Raw genomic sequence first — 17,400 nt, forward strand, 5'->3', positions numbered from 1 at the left:
GCTGTCGTTATTCTGATTTCCAACTGGGATAATGACTTATCAGCCTGCGTATTGCTGCACATGCTAAAACCCAAGCACTATTCAAACCATTCGAACCGATACTGTTTTGCTAAAGCACACATGGCAAGCTCATTGAGAGTCGATTACTGACTCGCGGCCTTAATCACTTCAATTTTGACATCCAGTAAACCCGCCGAGGTATTGCCTATGCTGCTAAATGCGGATTTGGACAAATCTATAATTCGGCCCCGCACGAAAGGCCCCCTGTCAATAACCTTAACCACAACCGTTTTACCGTTTTTAAGGTTTGTGACTTTAACTACTGAACCAAAAGGAATTTCATTATGTGCGGCCGATTTTAATTTATGTTTATAACGCTCACCGCTGGCGGTTTTCTTATTTTGATGTTTATCACCGTAGAAAGAGGCTTGGCCAGACTCAGTAAACCCCTGCCAGTTTCCCGAATGGGTAGAAGAACACCCCGACAAGACCAAGGTGGCTAGCAGCATTAAAGTCAAAGATAAGTATTTGAGACTCACAGAACATCCCTTAGCAAATGAGTTCATCATCCGAGCAATGTACAGCAAAAATCCCCAAGAGGCATCCTTGCGCCACTTCATCCATTTAATTAGAGGGTTAACCAGAAAAAATAAAGCCCCTTTCGCTTAGGCGTAAAGAGGCTTGAGAGGGAGTAAAACGACTTAGAGGGCTATCCAAGTCGCCTTAATTTCAGTGTATTTATCGAAGGAGTGCATAGATTTATCGCGGCCATTGCCCGATTGTTTATAACCACCGAAAGGCGCCGTCATATCGCCGCCATCATAATGATTAATCCACACCATTCCCGAACGCAGCGCCTTCGCGGTTTTGTGCGCCTTACTGATATCCGCCGTCCACACCCCAGCCGCTAAGCCGTAAATGGTATCATTGGCGATTGCAATAGCCTCTTCCATGCCATTGAATTCAATGACAGATAACACTGGGCCAAAGATTTCCTCACTGGCGATTTTCATCTTGTTGTGCACTTGGCTAAAGATAGTGGGCTGCACATACACGCCGCCCGTTCCGGCCAGCACTTGTTGTCCACCATGCACTAAGTTCGCGCCCTCATCTTGCCCCGCCTTGATATAGCTTAAGATGGTATCTAATTGCTGCTTATCGACCACTGCGCCGCTAACAGTAGCGGGATCCAGCGGATGCCCGGGCTGCCACGAGGCGAGTTCTTCGGCGATCAGTGAAATCAATTGGTCTTTAACCCCAGACTCCACCAGCAAACGCGAGCCAGCGGTACAGACTTCGCCTTGGTTAAAGGCAATGGCCTCTGCCGCTGCAACAGCTGCGGCTTTGAGATCGGGCGCATCGTTAAATACTATGTTCGGGCTCTTACCGCCAGCCTCGAGCCACACCCGCTTCATATTCGATTCGCCCGCATAAATCATTAATTGCTTAGCGATTTTTGTTGAACCAGTAAAGACTAAAGTATCGACATCCATATGCAGCGCCAGTGCCTTACCGACCGTATGCCCATAACCCGGCAGTACGTTTAGCACGCCCTTAGGGATCCCAGCCTGTACGGCAAGCTCGGCGATACGAATGGCCGTTAAGGGGGATTTCTCAGAGGGTTTAAGGATAACGCTGTTACCCGTCGCTAATGCTGGCCCCAGCTTCCAACAGGCCATCAATAACGGGAAGTTCCAAGGCACAATCGCCGCCACCACACCCACAGGTTCGCGGGTGATCATGCCGATTTCATTATGTGCAGTAGGTGCCAGCTCGTCGTAGAGTTTATCAACAGCTTCACCCGACCAACGGATAGCACGGGCGGCCCCGGCAATATCCACCGCCTTTGAAAAACGGATAGGCTTACCCATGTCCAATGTTTCTAACAGGGCGAGTTCATTGGCGTTTTCTTCCAATAACTCGGCAAAACGGATCATCACTTGCTTACGTTTAACGGGGGCAGTCTTTGACCACACGCCAGATTCAAACACCTCACGGGCATTAGCGACGGCGATGTTGGCGTCCATCAGATCGCAACTGGCCACCTTGGCTAATACGCGTCCGTCGATTGGGCTGACACAGTAAAAGGTACTGCCCGCAGCCGCATCGCGGTATTCGCCATTGATATAAGCCTTGCCATTGATTGCTAGGCTAGCAGCGAGGCTTTCCCAATCACTCCGTTTTTTAGGTGTACTCATGATGACCTCTTAATCGTTTGTATTTGTTTATTTTAGCTTTATTTGGATGAGGGCTATCTCGACGGCCAAATGCCAAAGATGACCTAAGTCGTTAACTGCTGCTTAGATTACGCTGTTCAATCATTAATATTCAATATTTTTTACAAAAATAGCATTTTTGCCACAAATAACTGCACACACCTCTTCCATGTTCATTATTTCTAACATAGCATAGCAAATATTAGCCACCCTTAACGAAGACCTGACCTCATTTAACAAGGAAAAGGACAAGGTAAACACTATGGCCGATTCACCCTACAACGCAACGCATGAGCATCCTTCCCTCGAACATTATTGGATGCCCTTTACCGCCAACCGCCAGTTTAAAGCCAGCCCTCGCCTGCTCGCCCAAGCAGAAGGCATGTATTACACGGATATCAATGGCAATAAGGTATTAGACTCAACGGCTGGCTTGTGGTGTTGTAACGCCGGCCATGGACGCCGTGAGATCAGCGAAGCCGTTAGCAAGCAAATTCGCGAGATGGATTACGCACCGTCCTTCCAAATGGGTCATCCCCTCGCCTTCGAACTCGCCGAGCGGTTAACTGAGCTAAGCCCTGAAGGACTCAATAAGGTCTTCTTTACCAACTCGGGATCAGAGTCCGTCGATACCGCGCTTAAAATGGCACTCTGTTACCACAGAGCCAATGGCCAAGCGTCGCGCACCCGTTTTATTGGCCGAGAGCTGGGCTACCATGGCGTAGGATTTGGCGGCATTTCAGTGGGAGGCTTGAGCAATAACCGTAAAGCCTTTAGCGGCCAACTGCTGCAAGGCGTGGATCACCTACCACACACCTTAGATATTCAAAATTCAGCCTTTAGCCGTGGCTTGCCTAGCCTTGGTGCCGAAAAAGCCGAAGTACTAGAACAACTCGTCACACTCCACGGCGCCGAGAATATTGCCGCCGTCATAGTTGAACCTATGTCGGGTTCGGCGGGGGTGATTTTACCGCCACAAGGTTACTTAAAACGCCTACGGGAAATCACCCAAAGACACGGCATCCTGTTGATTTTTGATGAGGTGATTACCGCCTTTGGCCGCGTTGGTGCCGCCTTTGCCAGTCAGCGCTGGGGCGTTATCCCCGACATAATCACTACGGCTAAAGCTATCAATAATGGCGCGATCCCTATGGGCGCCGTGTTTGTGCAGGATTTTATTCACGATACCTGTATGCAAGGCCCCACCGAACTCATCGAGTTTTTCCACGGTTATACCTACTCAGGGCATCCAGTAGCGGCGGCCGCGGCGCTCGCTACGCTGTCCATCTATGAAAACGAACAGCTATTTGAACGCAGCTTCGAACTTGAGCGTTATTTCGAGGATGCCGTTCATAGTCTCAAGGGTTTACCGAATGTGATTGATATTCGTAACACTGGATTGGTAGCAGGTTTCCAACTCGCGCCGAATAGCCAAGGCGTAGGCAAACGCGGTTACAGCGTGTTCGAGCATTGTTTCCATCAAGGCACACTCGTGCGGGCGACGGGCGACATTATTGCCATATCCCCACCATTAATCGTAGAGAAACACCAAATAGACCAAATAGTTAACAGCCTAAGCGATGCGATTCGCGCCGTAGGGTGATGCACAATTTTTTATCTAACGCCCAAATTGGGGGCAATTGAAAGGTTACCTATGCTGACAATGACTCATTATGTGAATGGCGAGCACACCGCCGCCAGTACAAGAAGCCAAGAGATTTTCGAACCCGCGACGGGAGAATGCCGAGGTCAGGTCTCCCTCGCGAGTCGCGACGAAGTCTCCGCCGCCATTGCTATCGCCAAATCGGCCTTCGACACTTGGTCACAGGTAACGCCCCTCAATCGTGCTCGTGTGTTATTTAAGTTTAAAGCGCTGGTCGAGCAACATATGGATGAGCTGGCGCGACTGATTACCTTAGAGCACGGCAAAGTGCTCGATGATGCGCGGGGAGAACTCATCCGCGGCCTCGAAGTCGTCGAATTTGCCTGTGGTATCCCACACTTGCTCAAAGGGGAGCATACGGAGCAGGTCGGCGGTGGTGTCGACGCTTGGTCAGTCAATCAAGCTTTAGGTGTTGTCGCAGGCATAGCGCCCTTTAACTTCCCCGTGATGGTTCCCATGTGGATGTTCCCAATCGCGATTGCCTGCGGTAACACCTTTATTATGAAACCTTCGGAAAAAGACCCAAGCGCGGTAATGCGTATTGCGGAATTACTCACCCAAGCTGGTCTCCCGGCTGGGGTATTTAACGTGGTCAATGGTGATAAAGAGGCCGTCGATACCCTGCTCAGCCATGAAGATATTCAAGCCGTCAGCTTTGTAGGCTCCACCCCGATTGCGGAATACATTTACAGCACCGCATCTAAACACGGTAAACGGGTGCAAGCCCTCGGCGGCGCAAAAAACCATATGCTGCTGATGCCGGATGCGGATTTAGATCAAGCAGTAAGCGCACTCATGGGCGCCGCCTATGGCAGTGCGGGCGAGCGTTGCATGGCCATTTCAGTGGTCTTGGCCGTAGGCGATGTAGGCGATAAGCTAGTCGATAAATTATTACCGCAAATTCAACAGTTAAAAGTCGGCAATGGCCTCATCCCTGAGATGGAAATGGGGCCGTTGATCTCCCGCCAACACCTCGCCAAAGTCACGGAATTTGTCGACGCCGGCGTTAAAGAAGGCGCGACCTTAGTGGTGGACGGTCGCCAGTTAAGCGTTGCTGACCATCAGCAGGGCTACTTCTTAGGGGCCTGTTTATTCGATAACGTCACCCCTGAGATGCGTATTTACCGCGAAGAAATCTTCGGCCCAGTGCTGTCGATTGTGCGGGTTAAAGACTATGCCAGCGCACTGGCACTTATCAATCAACATGAATTTGGCAATGGCACCGCCATCTTTACCCAAAGCGGTGAGGCCGCCAGACATTTTTGCCACCATGTGCAGGTGGGTATGGTGGGCGTTAACGTGCCCATCCCTGTGCCTATGGCCTTCCACTCCTTTGGTGGCTGGAAACGTTCGCTCTTTGGTCCCCTGCATATGCATGGCCCTGACGGGGTACGTTTTTATACCAAACGTAAAGCCATCACGGCGCGCTGGCCCGTAGGCAAACAGACTCAGGCTGAGTTTGTTATGCCCACCATGAAATAACCTCGGTGGGAGCCAATATGACCATGAGCATCACGTCAATCATTCGCTTTGCCAGCGCACAGTCGCCGGTGGAAAGTTACAAAGTTGCCCCTGAAAAGCGCATCTCTGGTAACCCCACCCAGCAATTACAGAATCATTATTCTAGCCCCTGTAATCAATTCCATAGTGGAATTTGGCAAAGCGAATCAGGCGCTTGGAAAATCAACTACACTGAATACGAGTATTGCGAGATCCTCGAAGGGACCAGCGTCATCACAGATCTTGAGGGACAGTCACAAACCTTCAGTGTCGGCGACCGATTTATTATTCCTGCGGGTTTTCAAGGGGTGTGGCAAGTCGTTGAGCCTTGTCGCAAGGTTTATGTCATCTTCGAACAAAAGTGAGTTTCATAGGGGGTGCTTTTTACCTCGTTTAACCAAGCTAAAGCGATTTAGCTTAACTCGCCATGAGGTCACAGCTACGGGGTTTCCTGAGTTGTTGTTTGGCAAAGCAACGAATGTACTAGCCTGTTTTAAAAGCTAAAAGAACTTAGTACATCCGTGTCAACCAAGAAAATGGGAGAAATACCGTGAATAACAACCTAAATAAAAAGCGGCTGGCACAAGTTGTTGGGCTCGCGCTAACGACCAGTTTATTCTCCGGCATTGCCGCCGCAGAAGTGTCGGGGGAAATTGGCGTAACCAACGATTATCGCTTCCGTGGCATCTCGCAAACTGCGGGCGATCCTGCTGTTCAAGGCGGTGTCGATTGGAGTTTTGAGTCAGGATTTTCGGTCGGCGCCTGGGCCAGTAATGTCGACTTTGACGAGCCAGGTTACAACGGTCCAGATATCGAGTACGACTTTTATGTTGCCTACGGCGGTGACATCAATGATAACGTCAGCTACGACGTGACACTCAACCGCTATAACTACTCGGGCGAGAGTGATCTCGGCTATTTCGAAGTCACAGCTGGCGTCGAGTTTAGCGGCTTTCGCGTGGCCTATTGGTACACCAATGATTACGGTGGTAGCGATTTAGATTACCACTACGGCGAAATCAATTACTCCTATGAGTTTATTGAAAACTGGAGCCTCGATCTGCATTACGGCTACAACGTAGGCGATGCCTTAGACGATGGTGAAGGCTTTGATAGCTACTCGGATTATTCCGTCGGCGTATCCACCGAATTTATGGGATTTGGCCTGTCACTCGCTTGGCTTGGCACCGACTTGAGCGGCGATCAGAAAGTCTCCGACGGTGTGTGGAAAAACGACGATACCGTATTAGCAAGCGTCAGTTACGCCTTCTAATTCACGCCCTGCAAATACTAAAAAGCCCTCTGTTGAGGGCTTTTTTACATCGCTTGGTAACCGATTACCAGTGACGCATCTTATGGCCTTTCACGGCATAGAAGAGAATAAACAGGTAGCAAGGTAACATCACCATATAACCGCCCTGCTGCCCCATATCGGTGGCCGAACTCGTGAGTCCCCAAAACAGTGGACCAAAAGCACCACCCGCAATCCCCATGATGAGTAATGCCGAACCTGTGCTGGTGAGCTTACCTAACCCCGACAGCGCCAGAGGCCACACCGCAGGCCAAACAATCGCATTGGCTAACCCTAAGAAAGCACTGAAAAGTAAGGTATCTGGCCAGGCCACACCGCCGAAAGGCACTAACAGCGCATTGGCAATCGCGTAGGAATTATTATCCCCAAATAGGATGGCTAGGGTCAGTAATAGGCCAAGAATCGCCGAAATCATCAGTGCCGTTGGCTGAGAGATAAAGCGAGGGATCAAAATAATACCTAAGGTATAACCCAGAACCATACACACCATAGTGTAGGAGGTCATCACGCCGTAATGCTCAACCCCGAGTGATAAAGCGAAGGTACCGATAGTATCGCCAGCAATCACTTCAACGGCAACGTATACAAATAGCGCGATAACGCCAAATGCGAGGTTAGGATGGGACAAGGCAGCCTTGATTTGGCCTTTATCTGTGTGCTCGGCCACTTCATCTTCATTAGAGAGTTCTGGCAGTGGAGATTTTTTAACAGCAAGCGCCAACACCCCAATAAAAATCGCCATACCGAGGTAAGGGAAAACCAAGCTGTTTGCCATTTCATCAATTTGCACTTGGGTTAACGTAGTGCCAATGCGGTCTTTAAAGCTATCTAAGATCAATGCGGAGAAAACTAACGGTGCAATCACCCCCGCACCTTTATTCAAAATGCCCATTACGCTGACGCGGGCCGCGGCAGACTCTTCAGGCCCAAGACGAACCACGTAGGGATTGACCGCCGTTTGTAGCAGGGTTTGGCCTGTGCCCATCACTAATTGCGCACATAAAAACAGACCAAATATTTGGGTCTTAGCCGCAGGAATAAATAATAGGCCTGCGAGCATCATGATGCCCATCCCCAGTGCCATACCATTTTTATAACCGACTTTACGGATAACCCACGCCGAAGGCAGCGCGGTAAAAGTCACTGCAATGTAGAAAGAGAACAGGATTAATGAGGCTTGGAAGGGATTGAGTTGCAAAATTTGTTTTAAATAGGGCATCAAAGATCCATTCAACCAGGTTGCGAATCCGAGGATGAAAAAGAGTGCTGCCACTATCGCCATGGGGAGAAAACTGCTTTTCTGCTGGCTTTTATCGAGTGTCATTTCCATAAACCTGCTTCTTATAGTAATTAATTTTTTAAGGTGATGGCGGGACTAAAAACCGCTGAGTATTCCGCACATCCGTATCGCAACTCATCTGCAATGGCTAATGTTATCATCCGAACGCACCATTGTTTCAGTGATGTTAAAACAAACAACACAAAAAGACAACGCTGTCATTTGCAATTTAGCCCGCAAAATGGCCTTGTTTGCCCAGAATGAGCCATAAACTCTCAGTTAACCGCTGATTTACAACCAAAGATGCGATACAGCCTATGTGTAAGAGAAATAAAAAAAGCCACAGAGGTCACCCTGTGGCTTTAAAAGCGAGTCAGATATGAATTTTAAATCCGCACAAAAATATTGTGACGATACATCCAGTACAGCACTAACCATTGAACGGTGAGCAAACCAATCACGGCTCCTAAGGGCTGAGCATTTTCCGGCAATGCCGCGATAACGCCACCGAACACACTCTGGGCGATATACTTCCAATCCACTAGGCTGGAGGCCAGATAAATAATGATGGCGTTAGTGCCAATCACCACAAAGATAAAGGCGAGTTTTTGCCATTTCAGCACATCTACTAAAGCATAAAACAGCGCTAACAGCAGCATGCTCCAACCTGTAGTAACTAACACAAAAGAGCTAGTCCAGAGTTCTTTATTGACGGGAATGACACCGTCCAATAACCAACCTAAGGCTAAACAAATGCCACCAGCCACACTCAAGAGGCCTACCTTAGCCAACTCCCCTTTAGGATGGGATTTCACAATAAAGTGACCAACAAACACACCCGCTAAGGCATTGGCCACGGCAGGTAGTGTCGATAACACGCCTTCAGGATCGGGCGTTCGTCCTTGATAGCTCACACCCGGTAGCAACAAGCTGTCAACATAAGCATTGATTGACTCAGTCGGTGATAACACACCAGCCTGTCCACCTGGAAACGGCAACCAGAGTTGCATCGCGCCGTAGGCCACTAAGATGCCCAAGGCCACCAGCACTTGGGTCCGTAAACTGGTATGCCACACCAGCAAGGCGGCAAAAAACCATGCAAAGGCAATTCGACCTAATACGCTGGCATAACGGACTTTTTCAGGATCGGCAGGCGCCCCTGTTCCCCAACCATGGTTATAAAGAATGCCAAGCAACAACAGTAGAAACAGCCGCTTAATCCCATGACGATACACAGGCATACGCTCATGCATAGGCAGTTTATCTAAACGTTTTGGCGATAATCCAAGGGCGACACCGGAGAGGAAAATAAACAGCGGAAAAATCAAATCATAAAAGCGAAAACCATTCCACTCGCTATGGTGCATTTGGGTATCAGCCCATTGCCACCCCGCCCAGCCGGTTAAAATCAACAGAGCACCAAATAGGGCTTCGCCACCTAAAATCCAAAACATGTCAAAGCCACGCAGGGCATCGAGTGACATCAACCGCGGTTTTGACTGACTCTTTTTAGCGGTAGCGACCTGAGTATTGACACTCACATTGGCCGCCTGTTCCGACGCAGTCGTACTCATACAATTATCCTTTATTATTGTTATTTGAATTATTTTATAACTCTTGAGCAAAATGCAGACTGTACAATAAAAAAACTTAGCCCCTGTCATCAAAATACGACAAGGGCCAAGGTTAACGCTTTACTGACTCAACGCACACTAAGGACGAACATAAACCGCATTTCCAGCAATATAGTTGGCCAGCACTTTATAGTTTTTATCCAGTAGCACTAAATCAGCACGTTGCCCTACGGCTAACCGACCAACGCTCTCGGCAATGCCAAGGAACTCGGCTGGATACAATGACGCCATCCGCAGGGCCTCACCAAGCGGTAAACCGAGCATCTTCACACTGTTCTCAACCGCGGTCGCCATGTCTAACACGCAGCCCGCCAGTTCACCCGTCACCGCATTTAATCTATCGCCGACACGCAGCACCTGAGTACCAAACAGCTCAAAACTGGTTTCATCATCCATGCCCACTGGCGGCATGGCATCAGTTACCAACATCACTTTGCCACGGGGTTTAGCGCGCAGGGCGACTCTTGCGGCCGCTGGATGCACATGGTGGCCATCGACAATCAAACCACACCAAGCGGTTTCGCTCTCAATCGCCGCGCCCACCACGCCAGGCTCACGGGAACCTAAGGGTGACATAGCATTGTAGAGGTGAGTGAAGCCTGTCGCCCCCGCCGCTAATGCTGCGACAACGGTATCGTAGTCCGCATTAGAGTGGCCTAAACACACTTTAACGCCAGACTCGACCAACAGGCGGATCACCTCGGGGGAGACATTTTCAGGCGCTAAGGTCACCACTCGAATACCTAAATCTTGACGACAAAAAATCGCCAATTCAGCCTCGGTGATCTCACGGATAAAACCTTGTGGATGAACGCCTTTTTTAGGTACCGAAAGATGCGGGCCTTCAAAATGTACGCCTAATACGCCAGCGCTCTTTTGCGCGACCGCACTGGCAACCGCATCGGCAGCCTTGGCCATCACCTGCACATCATCGGTGATAAGCGTGGGTAAAAAGCCTGTAGTACCAAAGCGAGCATGCGCCTTACCTATGGTTTCAATGCAAGCAACCGTTGGGCTGCAATTAAATAACGCGCCGCCACCACCGTTAACTTGCACATCGATAAAACCTGGCACTAGGGTGCCTGGGTAGCGAATTTCCTTAGCACCCGATGTGGTGTCTAAGCTGGCTATCAGCCCATCTTCAATGGTGACAGGCACATCCCGATGGAAGGCTTCACCATCAAACAGTTGCTCGGCAATTAAGGTGAATTTCATCCCAAACCTCTTTTCAAATTAACGCGGCACAACGGCCATCCATTACAGCGTTTGAGTGACTTTTTTCAGCCCAGCGGGTTGGTCTGGGTCAATACCACGGGCAATCGCGACTGCGGCCACGTCGATATAAAAACGTTGTAGCAGGGCTAACGGCGCAACACGTGGGTGAATATCCGTCGATGTTTGATTTAAATGCACTAAATCGGCGCCACGTTGGCTCACATTTTCAATCTGTTCGATATGGCTAGCGTACGACTCATCGCCGATGCAGACATCAACAATCGTGAGTTTTTTCTCCACTAAGGTTACAGGACCATGGAGGAACTCAGCACTACTAAAGGCTTCTGCGTGGATAGAACACACTTCTTTTAACTTAAGTGCGATTTCCTTAGACACGGCATAACCTAAACCACGGCCTAATACGACTAAGTTTTTCACGTTTTCAACCGATGCTGGAGTCAATTGTGGCTCCGCATCAACCGCAGTTTGCAGTGCTTGAGGTAAGGAGTTAACTGCGGCGGCGAGGGATTCGCTCTGCGTCCACACCGAGGCTAATTGTAAAATCGCCGACAGGGTTGCAAGGTAGCTCTTAGTTGCGGCAACGGCTTTCTCTTCGCCTGCACGTAGTGGCACTACCACATCGACGATATCCTTGATTGGCGCGGTTTCATCGTTTACTAACGCCACACAAAACGCGCCGGCGTTTTTCGCCATACGTGCCTGGGCTAAAATATCAGGGCTGCGGCCAGATTGCGAAATCACAATCACTAATCCGCCTTCTAGCTTCAAGGTTTTACCGTAAACGCTGGCCACAGATGGCGCGGCAGCAAAAGTGGGGACACCCGCTTCGATTTCGAAAAGATACTTAGCAAATACACCCGCATGGTCCGATGAACCACGGCCCACAATCATCACAAAACGGGGATCGAAAGCACGCAGTTTTTCACCTAACTGCTGCATTAAATCGGCGTTAGCGGCTAACTGACCCGCAATCTTCTGCGGCGCGGTGCGAGCTTCTTGCTCCATAATAGTGTTTGTCATGTTATTTACCTTACAAATCAATACGGGTATTGCTTTAGCACTGGTGGGCTAAAACGGCTTATTCATTAATGTTGACTGAGTTAAATTGCTGCTGAGCGAAGTACATCGCACCCAATTCTGGCGGTGCTAAGGTTTCAGAAATCTTGGCCACCACATCGCTGCCAAGCCATACCTGTAGCGGTTCGGCAAGGCCACCGATCATCGAGAAACGCACCGGATTGAGACTAAACAGCTTGCGTGCCATTTCACTGATGTAATCGGCCCCTTCCTGCACGATCCCGCGAGCGACTTCATCCCCCGCGTTTGCGCAATCAAGTACGCTTCTGGCCAATTCCGCATAGCAACTAGAAGACTTTCCGGCGAGATGCTCGACGATGCCGAGGGCATCTTTTACCCCAAAATGGTTTAACAGCATTTTGGTTAAAGCTGTCGGCGCGGCAAAGCCATCGAGGGCGAGTAACACATGCTCGGCAGCTTTTAAGCCCAACCAAGCCCCACTGCCCTTATCGCCCAGCGCAAAACCGTGCCCGCCAATACTTAAGCTATCATCACCTACATGGGCATATCCGCAAGAACCTGTACCCGTAATGATCACCGCACCATCCGCGCCACGGTGTGCACCGATACAAGCGGTATGAAGATCCGTAGTGACATACATGGCGGCAAACGGATGTTGCCAGCTGATCACATCATGATACAGACGCGGCACATTGACTCCCGCCAGCCCTAAGCCCGCGACGAGTAAATGGCTATCGGTTTCCTTCATGCCCGCATCCAGCAGAGCTTGGCGAGTCGATGCTTCAATAGATGTAAATGTTTGTGCAAGACCATGCAGCGGATTAGCGCGCCCAGCAACACCTGTCCCTAAAACGGTACCGTCCGCAGTATAGATAGTGGCTCGGCACTTACTGCCGCCCCCATCAACACCGATAAACAGTTGTTGATCTTTTGTCTGGACTAACCCCATGACACCCCTCTTCATCTCTTAATGCAGCGCTACCGTTGCTTATACTTATGCCGTTAATACGACACTCAACTTTAGTTAACTCAATGTTACAGCAAAAATGACAGCGTTGTCATTTACTTTTTGAAGCAATTTCTAATCAAATGTCAGACGGAAGAAATGGCTGAAAGTGAAAAAGAAAAAGGCTGTACTTTTAATTTAAAATACAGCCAGATATAACTACTTCATTAATTAACGACTAAGCTGCGACCTTTACGTTTCCCATCGGCCGCGATCGCGCGGATCTCAACGGGGCCTGTTACCGCCAGTCCAGCTTGATAGGATTGCCACTGCCCACTAGCTTGTCGCCATTCAATCTTGAGTCCTGGATAAGCCACGTTGGCAAACAGTTTACCGTCGCGGATCTCGGCGCCGACGGTCGGCACTCGGTAATCGATACCCGCTTTATCAAGCTTGATAAACTCCTTATGCCCTAAAGTGTTAGCCATTTGCTGCCAAGATTGTGCCTGAGCCTCACGCATAGCTTCGGTGAAATGACCCGTCGTTTGATTATACAAAGCGCCTTGATATTGATATGGCACTTCCCACGCGGCTTGATGCCAAGCACGCTCCGCCAGCATCAGTAAACGCGGGAAAATCATATATTCCACAGTGTTATCGCTGCGGATGGTTTCACTCCAGAGCTGGCCCTGTAATCCGGCAAAGGCTTTACCTTGTTCCCTTGGGCCAGATTGTTTGCCCTTCTCATCGGTTCTGGCCCTATCGTCAGCCTCAAAAGGCAGATTTTGAATGTCGGTCCACTGCTCCGCGTTTGCCACTAAGTTGTCCGGCATAAAGCTAAACACTTTGTGTGCGTTGGTCGCACGGCTTGCCCAATAATAGCCATGCTCTTTGGGATCGGCTTCGTAAGGGAAGTCGAAGTACAGCACCTCAGGGTTTGACAGCACCACATCCCAACCGTTGTTGACTTGCTGATTGGCATGCTCATAGCCTTTGTAGGCAATCACATCCCAAATATTGGATTGGACTTTTGCAGGCATATTGCTTGGGCGAACATGACTCATACCATCGCTCCAACCAGCCGCTTCAATGCCTTTTGCCGCTAACATAGTCGAAATTCGTTCGATAAAATAAGCGCCTAAGTCATCTATCGACTTAACGCCTTTATCGTTATTAGCCACAAACTCCAAACAGGCGGGTGATTGTTTCCACGCCCCTGCCGTTTCGTCGGCACCGATATGGTAGCGGGTTAATGGCTGGCCCGCTGCTTGGTGTAATTTTGCAATTTCATCAACGACTTTATCGACAAACTGATAGGTCGACTCCATACAGACGTTCAGAGTGTTATCGTTGTAATACTGCACCGAAGAATAAACCGTTTTGTCGTTTGCATCGGATAACAAATATTGCTCAGCTGCAGTGGTTTTCCCTTCAGCTTGCAAATGACGAGCACCCGCATCTAAAGCTTTTATCGCTGTGTTAGCTTGATTTGCCGTTTCCTGCACAGGGACAACCTGCACTTTGCCCGTGTTTTGAAGCTCTACACCATCAGCCTGTAATCGACGGTAACGTGCCTCCATCGCTTTAATCGCTGCGCGGCTATGGCCTGGCATATCCATCGAAGGGATCACTTGAATCTGGCGCGCATCGGCATATTTAACGATGTCGATATAGTCTTGTTTGCTATAGAAACCGTTAACGGGTACATCCGCAAAAGGCCCGCTGCCAAGCTGCGGTAACAAACAGGTGTTTTCCTCGAGATCGTGACAGCGCTTACTGCCGATGTCAGTCAGTTCAGGCAGGCCATCGATCTCTAGGCGCCAACCTTCATCGTCGGCCATATGTAAATGCAATTTATTGAGCTTGTACGCCGCCATTTGATCCAGCAGGTCAAAGATCAACGCCTTGCTGTGGAAGTTACGGGCCACATCGATATGCATGCCACGGAAGGGATACCTTGGGCTGTCCTCAATCGTCATGGCATTTACGCGCAGATCCTGCACATCAATCAAACTGGCAAGTGACGATAACGCATAGGAAAACCCCGCAGCATCGGCTGCGGCAATCTCTATCGCATCCGCTTTGATATCCAGCAGATAGCTGCCCTCAGCGCCTTGGCGCCAATTCAGCTTTACCGCTAAACCTTGTTCAGATGCGTTAACGCCCAAGCGCGCTAAACGGGAAAGTGCAGCCGCCAAGTGTTTAGGATCCAAACCCTGTTGCGCGGCAGATGCGTTGGTGACCGAGCCAAAATCCAGTTTAATACCAGCGGTCAGTGACACGGCTTTATCTTGGCTGTGGATAGCGACTTTTTGCGGCGTAGGAATAATGGTATTGACCGCTAAGCTGGCATCTTCACTGACCTGTTGATTATTGCTAAATAGCTGCGCAGGTGTGGCAGGCGCTAATTTATCCGCATCGGTACGGCGATACTGCTTCACCATATCGGTGTACGCCTCAACATAGGGGCGCACTTCCATCCCCGTTTCAGGATCTTGCTGCACTTGCGTGCTGGCGATCACCACTGGCGATAATTCGCCAGCAACTATGTAATAGTTTGGCATGGCATCGGTTTCAGAGAGCTGCCACAACTCACCGCGGAATTTTAAGGTCTTTTTCTCGCCCTTGCTAAAACCGCTAAATGCCTCGGTGGGCGCGATGCGATACAGATCACCCTTGATATGCGTAATACTAAACTCTTTGCTTTCAACGGCTTGAACTGGGCGCATCTGGCTAAAATAAATCGCCCAATTTCGGCTCTTAAGCTCAACCTCTGGGACAAAATCGATTTCAGCAACAAAACAACGACCTTCGGCGGCAGATTTGTCACAGCTATCGTCAGGCCTGTTGGTGAGCACGCGATAACTCACGCCCAAGGTATCCCCAAACTGCTGCAATTGCGCTTGGGTTAATTGGCTGGACTTAGCTTGCTCAACAGAGCTTGAGCTAGGCACTGCCTCGGTTTTAGGCGCGTCGCTACAGGCCGTCAAGCCCAGAGCCATTAAAATCGCGGTGGCGGCAATCGTTTTATTCATGATATTCCTTTTCTAGCTTCAGAAATGGCTACAATCTGAAGGAAGTTACTAACGTCCGCAGTCTTTCCCCTTGGTGAAACAGTCGCTCACTCGATTGTGCTAAGTGCTCACTATCGAGGGAGGCTGAACCTGAGACATTGGCAAGATCATTTAATGTACGAGAAATCGCTTCGGTGACACAGGTCTGCTCCTGCGCCGCATGGGAAACTTCGATATTCATATTACTGATATTGGAAACTAAATCAGTCACTTTAGACAGCACTAGCTTAATTTCTTCCGAACGGTTGACCCCTTGATTGGAGAGGGTCTGGCTCGATTGCATCACATTCACGGTTTCGGCAACTCGGCTCTGCACCTGTTGGATCATTTTTTGGATTTCTCCCGTCGCCTGTTGGGTGCGGCTCGCTAAAGAGCGCACTTCATCGGCAACAACGGCAAAACCACGCCCTTGCTCACCCGCTCTGGCGGCTTCAATGGCGGCATTAAGGGCGAGTAGATTAGTCTGTTCGGCAATGCTGCTGATCACCACCACAACTTCATCGATGCGTTGGGTTTCCTGTTGTAGCTGCGATACCGATTGGGCTGAGCGCGCTAATTCCCCCGCCAATTGGCGGGTAATGGCTAAGCCCGAGTCAAATTGACGCTGGCCATCATCGACCGCTCTATCGGCTTGAGTTGCCGCATCGGCGGTGCGTTTAGCATTGATGGCCACTTCGTTGGCACTGGCGCTCAATTGAGTCACGGCCGTGACCGCGGCTTCGGTTTCTTTAAGCTGAGCTTGCACCCTTTGATTGTTGCTTTGCGACAGCGTGCCCAGCGCCTTAGCATCGCCCAATAGCTGGCCCGAGGTTTCATGCACTCTGGTAATAGTGCCATGAATTTGCTCGACGAAACCATTGAAAGCATTAGCAAGTTTACCGATTTCATCTTCGCTCTCCACGGGTAATCTGTGGCTTAAATCACCATCACCATTGGCGATTTCTTCTAACGCGGCGACAACCTTATCCAGAGGACTAATTACTAAGCGTTTGAGAATGATGAAAATGACTAACAGACTGCCCGCTAAAATCAGCAGCGCCTGTAAAAAGTACCCCAGCAGTAACTCGGATAATTGCGCCTTAACCGGCAAAGTAGAGAAGGCAATGGTTAAGCGTCCGGTAGGATTACCTTGGTCACTGAACTGTAACTCTCTTGTTTGTAGGTCGCTTGCGGCAACGGTCTCGGCTTGTTTGTCTTCGGCAAGCAACTTACCCCGATGATCCACAACTGTGATTTGATAGATTTGCTCAGACTTTAACATGACAGACAACACGGCACGGATCTGCTCGTAGTCGTAGGTAAAAATCGGCTGTGCCATGGTGACTTGAAGATTAGCAACGGTATTGTCTTCAAAGGCCATTTCATTGCTGGCCAAGCTATCGCTCGCCAACCAATAGGACACCCCAAATAGCACGCTGACTATCATAAATATCGCAGCTGCTAACCCAATTTGTACTTTTAAGGCTACTGTTTTCATTATTTTGCACCTTGCATACTAAATA

General features: G+C 49.6%; 13 protein-coding genes. 4 read left to right on the forward strand and 9 right to left on the reverse strand.

Features of this window, described 5'->3' with window-relative positions:
* Nucleotides 1-143: 143 nt before the first annotated feature.
* Both ACK5NH_RS20815 and ACK5NH_RS20820 read right to left on the reverse strand, forming a co-directional pair.
* The gene (locus ACK5NH_RS20815) at nucleotides 144-566 is read right to left on the reverse strand and encodes a septal ring lytic transglycosylase RlpA family protein (protein ID WP_416923188.1); all 423 of its coding nucleotides are present in this window, start codon (nucleotides 564-566) and stop codon (nucleotides 144-146) included.
* A 135-nt stretch (nucleotides 567-701) separates the two neighbouring features.
* On the reverse strand, nucleotides 702-2,198 hold the full coding sequence (locus ACK5NH_RS20820) for an aldehyde dehydrogenase (protein WP_416923165.1): 1,497 nt from the start codon (nucleotides 2,196-2,198) through the stop codon (nucleotides 702-704).
* A gap of 280 nt (nucleotides 2,199-2,478) precedes the next feature.
* Between ACK5NH_RS20820 and ACK5NH_RS20825 the strand changes: the two genes are divergently transcribed.
* The 4 genes from ACK5NH_RS20825 (at nucleotide 2,479) to ACK5NH_RS20840 (ending at nucleotide 6,652) form a co-directional block, all read left to right on the forward strand.
* Entirely contained in the window at nucleotides 2,479-3,819 is a 1,341-nt protein-coding gene (locus tag ACK5NH_RS20825; protein ID WP_416923167.1) for an aspartate aminotransferase family protein, read from the forward strand.
* Nucleotides 3,820-3,870: 51 nt separating this feature from the next.
* Nucleotides 3,871-5,361 carry a CoA-acylating methylmalonate-semialdehyde dehydrogenase gene (locus ACK5NH_RS20830; protein ID WP_416923169.1) on the forward strand — a complete coding sequence of 497 codons (1,491 nt, stop codon included), beginning with the start codon at nucleotides 3,871-3,873 and terminating at the stop codon, nucleotides 5,359-5,361.
* A 17-nt stretch (nucleotides 5,362-5,378) separates the two neighbouring features.
* A complete protein-coding gene (locus ACK5NH_RS20835; RefSeq protein WP_416923171.1) occupies nucleotides 5,379-5,744 on the forward strand; it encodes a cupin domain-containing protein in 366 nt (121 codons plus the stop codon).
* A gap of 185 nt (nucleotides 5,745-5,929) precedes the next feature.
* Complete coding sequence (locus ACK5NH_RS20840) at nucleotides 5,930-6,652, forward strand: TorF family putative porin (protein ID WP_416923173.1); 723 nt, start codon at nucleotides 5,930-5,932, stop codon at nucleotides 6,650-6,652.
* 64 nt (nucleotides 6,653-6,716) lie between these two features.
* Here ACK5NH_RS20840 and nagP read toward each other — a convergent pair whose 3' ends face one another.
* The 7 genes from nagP to ACK5NH_RS20875 form a co-directional block, all read right to left on the reverse strand.
* Nucleotides 6,717-8,015: an N-acetylglucosamine MFS transporter NagP gene (gene nagP, locus ACK5NH_RS20845; protein ID WP_416923175.1), complete on the reverse strand. Its 1,299-nt coding sequence runs from the start codon at nucleotides 8,013-8,015 to the stop codon at nucleotides 6,717-6,719.
* A gap of 341 nt (nucleotides 8,016-8,356) precedes the next feature.
* Entirely contained in the window at nucleotides 8,357-9,544 is a 1,188-nt protein-coding gene (gene nagX, locus ACK5NH_RS20850) for a transmembrane glucosamine N-acetyltransferase NagX (RefSeq protein ID WP_416923177.1), read from the reverse strand.
* A gap of 138 nt (nucleotides 9,545-9,682) precedes the next feature.
* Entirely contained in the window at nucleotides 9,683-10,819 is a 1,137-nt protein-coding gene (nagA, locus tag ACK5NH_RS20855) for an N-acetylglucosamine-6-phosphate deacetylase (RefSeq protein WP_416923179.1), read from the reverse strand.
* Nucleotides 10,820-10,861: 42 nt separating this feature from the next.
* Nucleotides 10,862-11,860: a glucosamine-6-phosphate deaminase NagB-II gene (gene nagB-II / locus ACK5NH_RS20860; protein ID WP_416923181.1), complete on the reverse strand. Its 999-nt coding sequence runs from the start codon at nucleotides 11,858-11,860 to the stop codon at nucleotides 10,862-10,864.
* Between the two features lie 58 nt (nucleotides 11,861-11,918).
* Nucleotides 11,919-12,827: an N-acetylglucosamine kinase gene (gene nagK / locus ACK5NH_RS20865; RefSeq protein ID WP_416923183.1), complete on the reverse strand. Its 909-nt coding sequence runs from the start codon at nucleotides 12,825-12,827 to the stop codon at nucleotides 11,919-11,921.
* A 224-nt stretch (nucleotides 12,828-13,051) separates the two neighbouring features.
* Nucleotides 13,052-15,859 carry a family 20 glycosylhydrolase gene (locus tag ACK5NH_RS20870; protein WP_416923185.1) on the reverse strand — a complete coding sequence of 936 codons (2,808 nt, stop codon included), beginning with the start codon at nucleotides 15,857-15,859 and terminating at the stop codon, nucleotides 13,052-13,054.
* A 28-nt stretch (nucleotides 15,860-15,887) separates the two neighbouring features.
* Nucleotides 15,888-17,375: a methyl-accepting chemotaxis protein gene (locus tag ACK5NH_RS20875; protein ID WP_416923186.1), complete on the reverse strand. Its 1,488-nt coding sequence runs from the start codon at nucleotides 17,373-17,375 to the stop codon at nucleotides 15,888-15,890.
* Nucleotides 17,376-17,400 lie beyond the last annotated feature (25 nt).

The organism is Shewanella sp. (assembly GCF_047975355.1).
In the GTDB taxonomy this organism is placed as follows: domain Bacteria; phylum Pseudomonadota; class Gammaproteobacteria; order Enterobacterales; family Shewanellaceae; genus Shewanella.

Excerpts from the sequence above, each read along its gene's own strand:
- nagB-II (WP_416923181.1), bottom strand. The coding sequence starts at position 11,860 with ATGACAAACACTATTATGGAGCAAGAAGCTCGCACCGCGCCGCAGAAG.
- ACK5NH_RS20815 (WP_416923188.1), bottom strand. The coding sequence starts at position 566 with ATGAACTCATTTGCTAAGGGATGTTCTGTGAGTCTCAAATACTTATCT.
- nagX (WP_416923177.1), bottom strand. The coding sequence starts at position 9,544 with ATGAGTACGACTGCGTCGGAACAGGCGGCCAATGTGAGTGTCAATACT.
- ACK5NH_RS20875 (WP_416923186.1), bottom strand. The coding sequence starts at position 17,375 with ATGAAAACAGTAGCCTTAAAAGTACAAATTGGGTTAGCAGCTGCGATA.
- ACK5NH_RS20825 (WP_416923167.1), top strand. The coding sequence starts at position 2,479 with ATGGCCGATTCACCCTACAACGCAACGCATGAGCATCCTTCCCTCGAA.
- nagK (WP_416923183.1), bottom strand. The coding sequence starts at position 12,827 with ATGGGGTTAGTCCAGACAAAAGATCAACAACTGTTTATCGGTGTTGAT.
- ACK5NH_RS20870 (WP_416923185.1), bottom strand. The coding sequence starts at position 15,859 with ATGAATAAAACGATTGCCGCCACCGCGATTTTAATGGCTCTGGGCTTG.
- ACK5NH_RS20835 (WP_416923171.1), top strand. The coding sequence starts at position 5,379 with ATGACCATGAGCATCACGTCAATCATTCGCTTTGCCAGCGCACAGTCG.
- nagP (WP_416923175.1), bottom strand. The coding sequence starts at position 8,015 with ATGACACTCGATAAAAGCCAGCAGAAAAGCAGTTTTCTCCCCATGGCG.
- nagA (WP_416923179.1), bottom strand. The coding sequence starts at position 10,819 with ATGAAATTCACCTTAATTGCCGAGCAACTGTTTGATGGTGAAGCCTTC.
- ACK5NH_RS20830 (WP_416923169.1), top strand. The coding sequence starts at position 3,871 with ATGCTGACAATGACTCATTATGTGAATGGCGAGCACACCGCCGCCAGT.
- ACK5NH_RS20820 (WP_416923165.1), bottom strand. The coding sequence starts at position 2,198 with ATGAGTACACCTAAAAAACGGAGTGATTGGGAAAGCCTCGCTGCTAGC.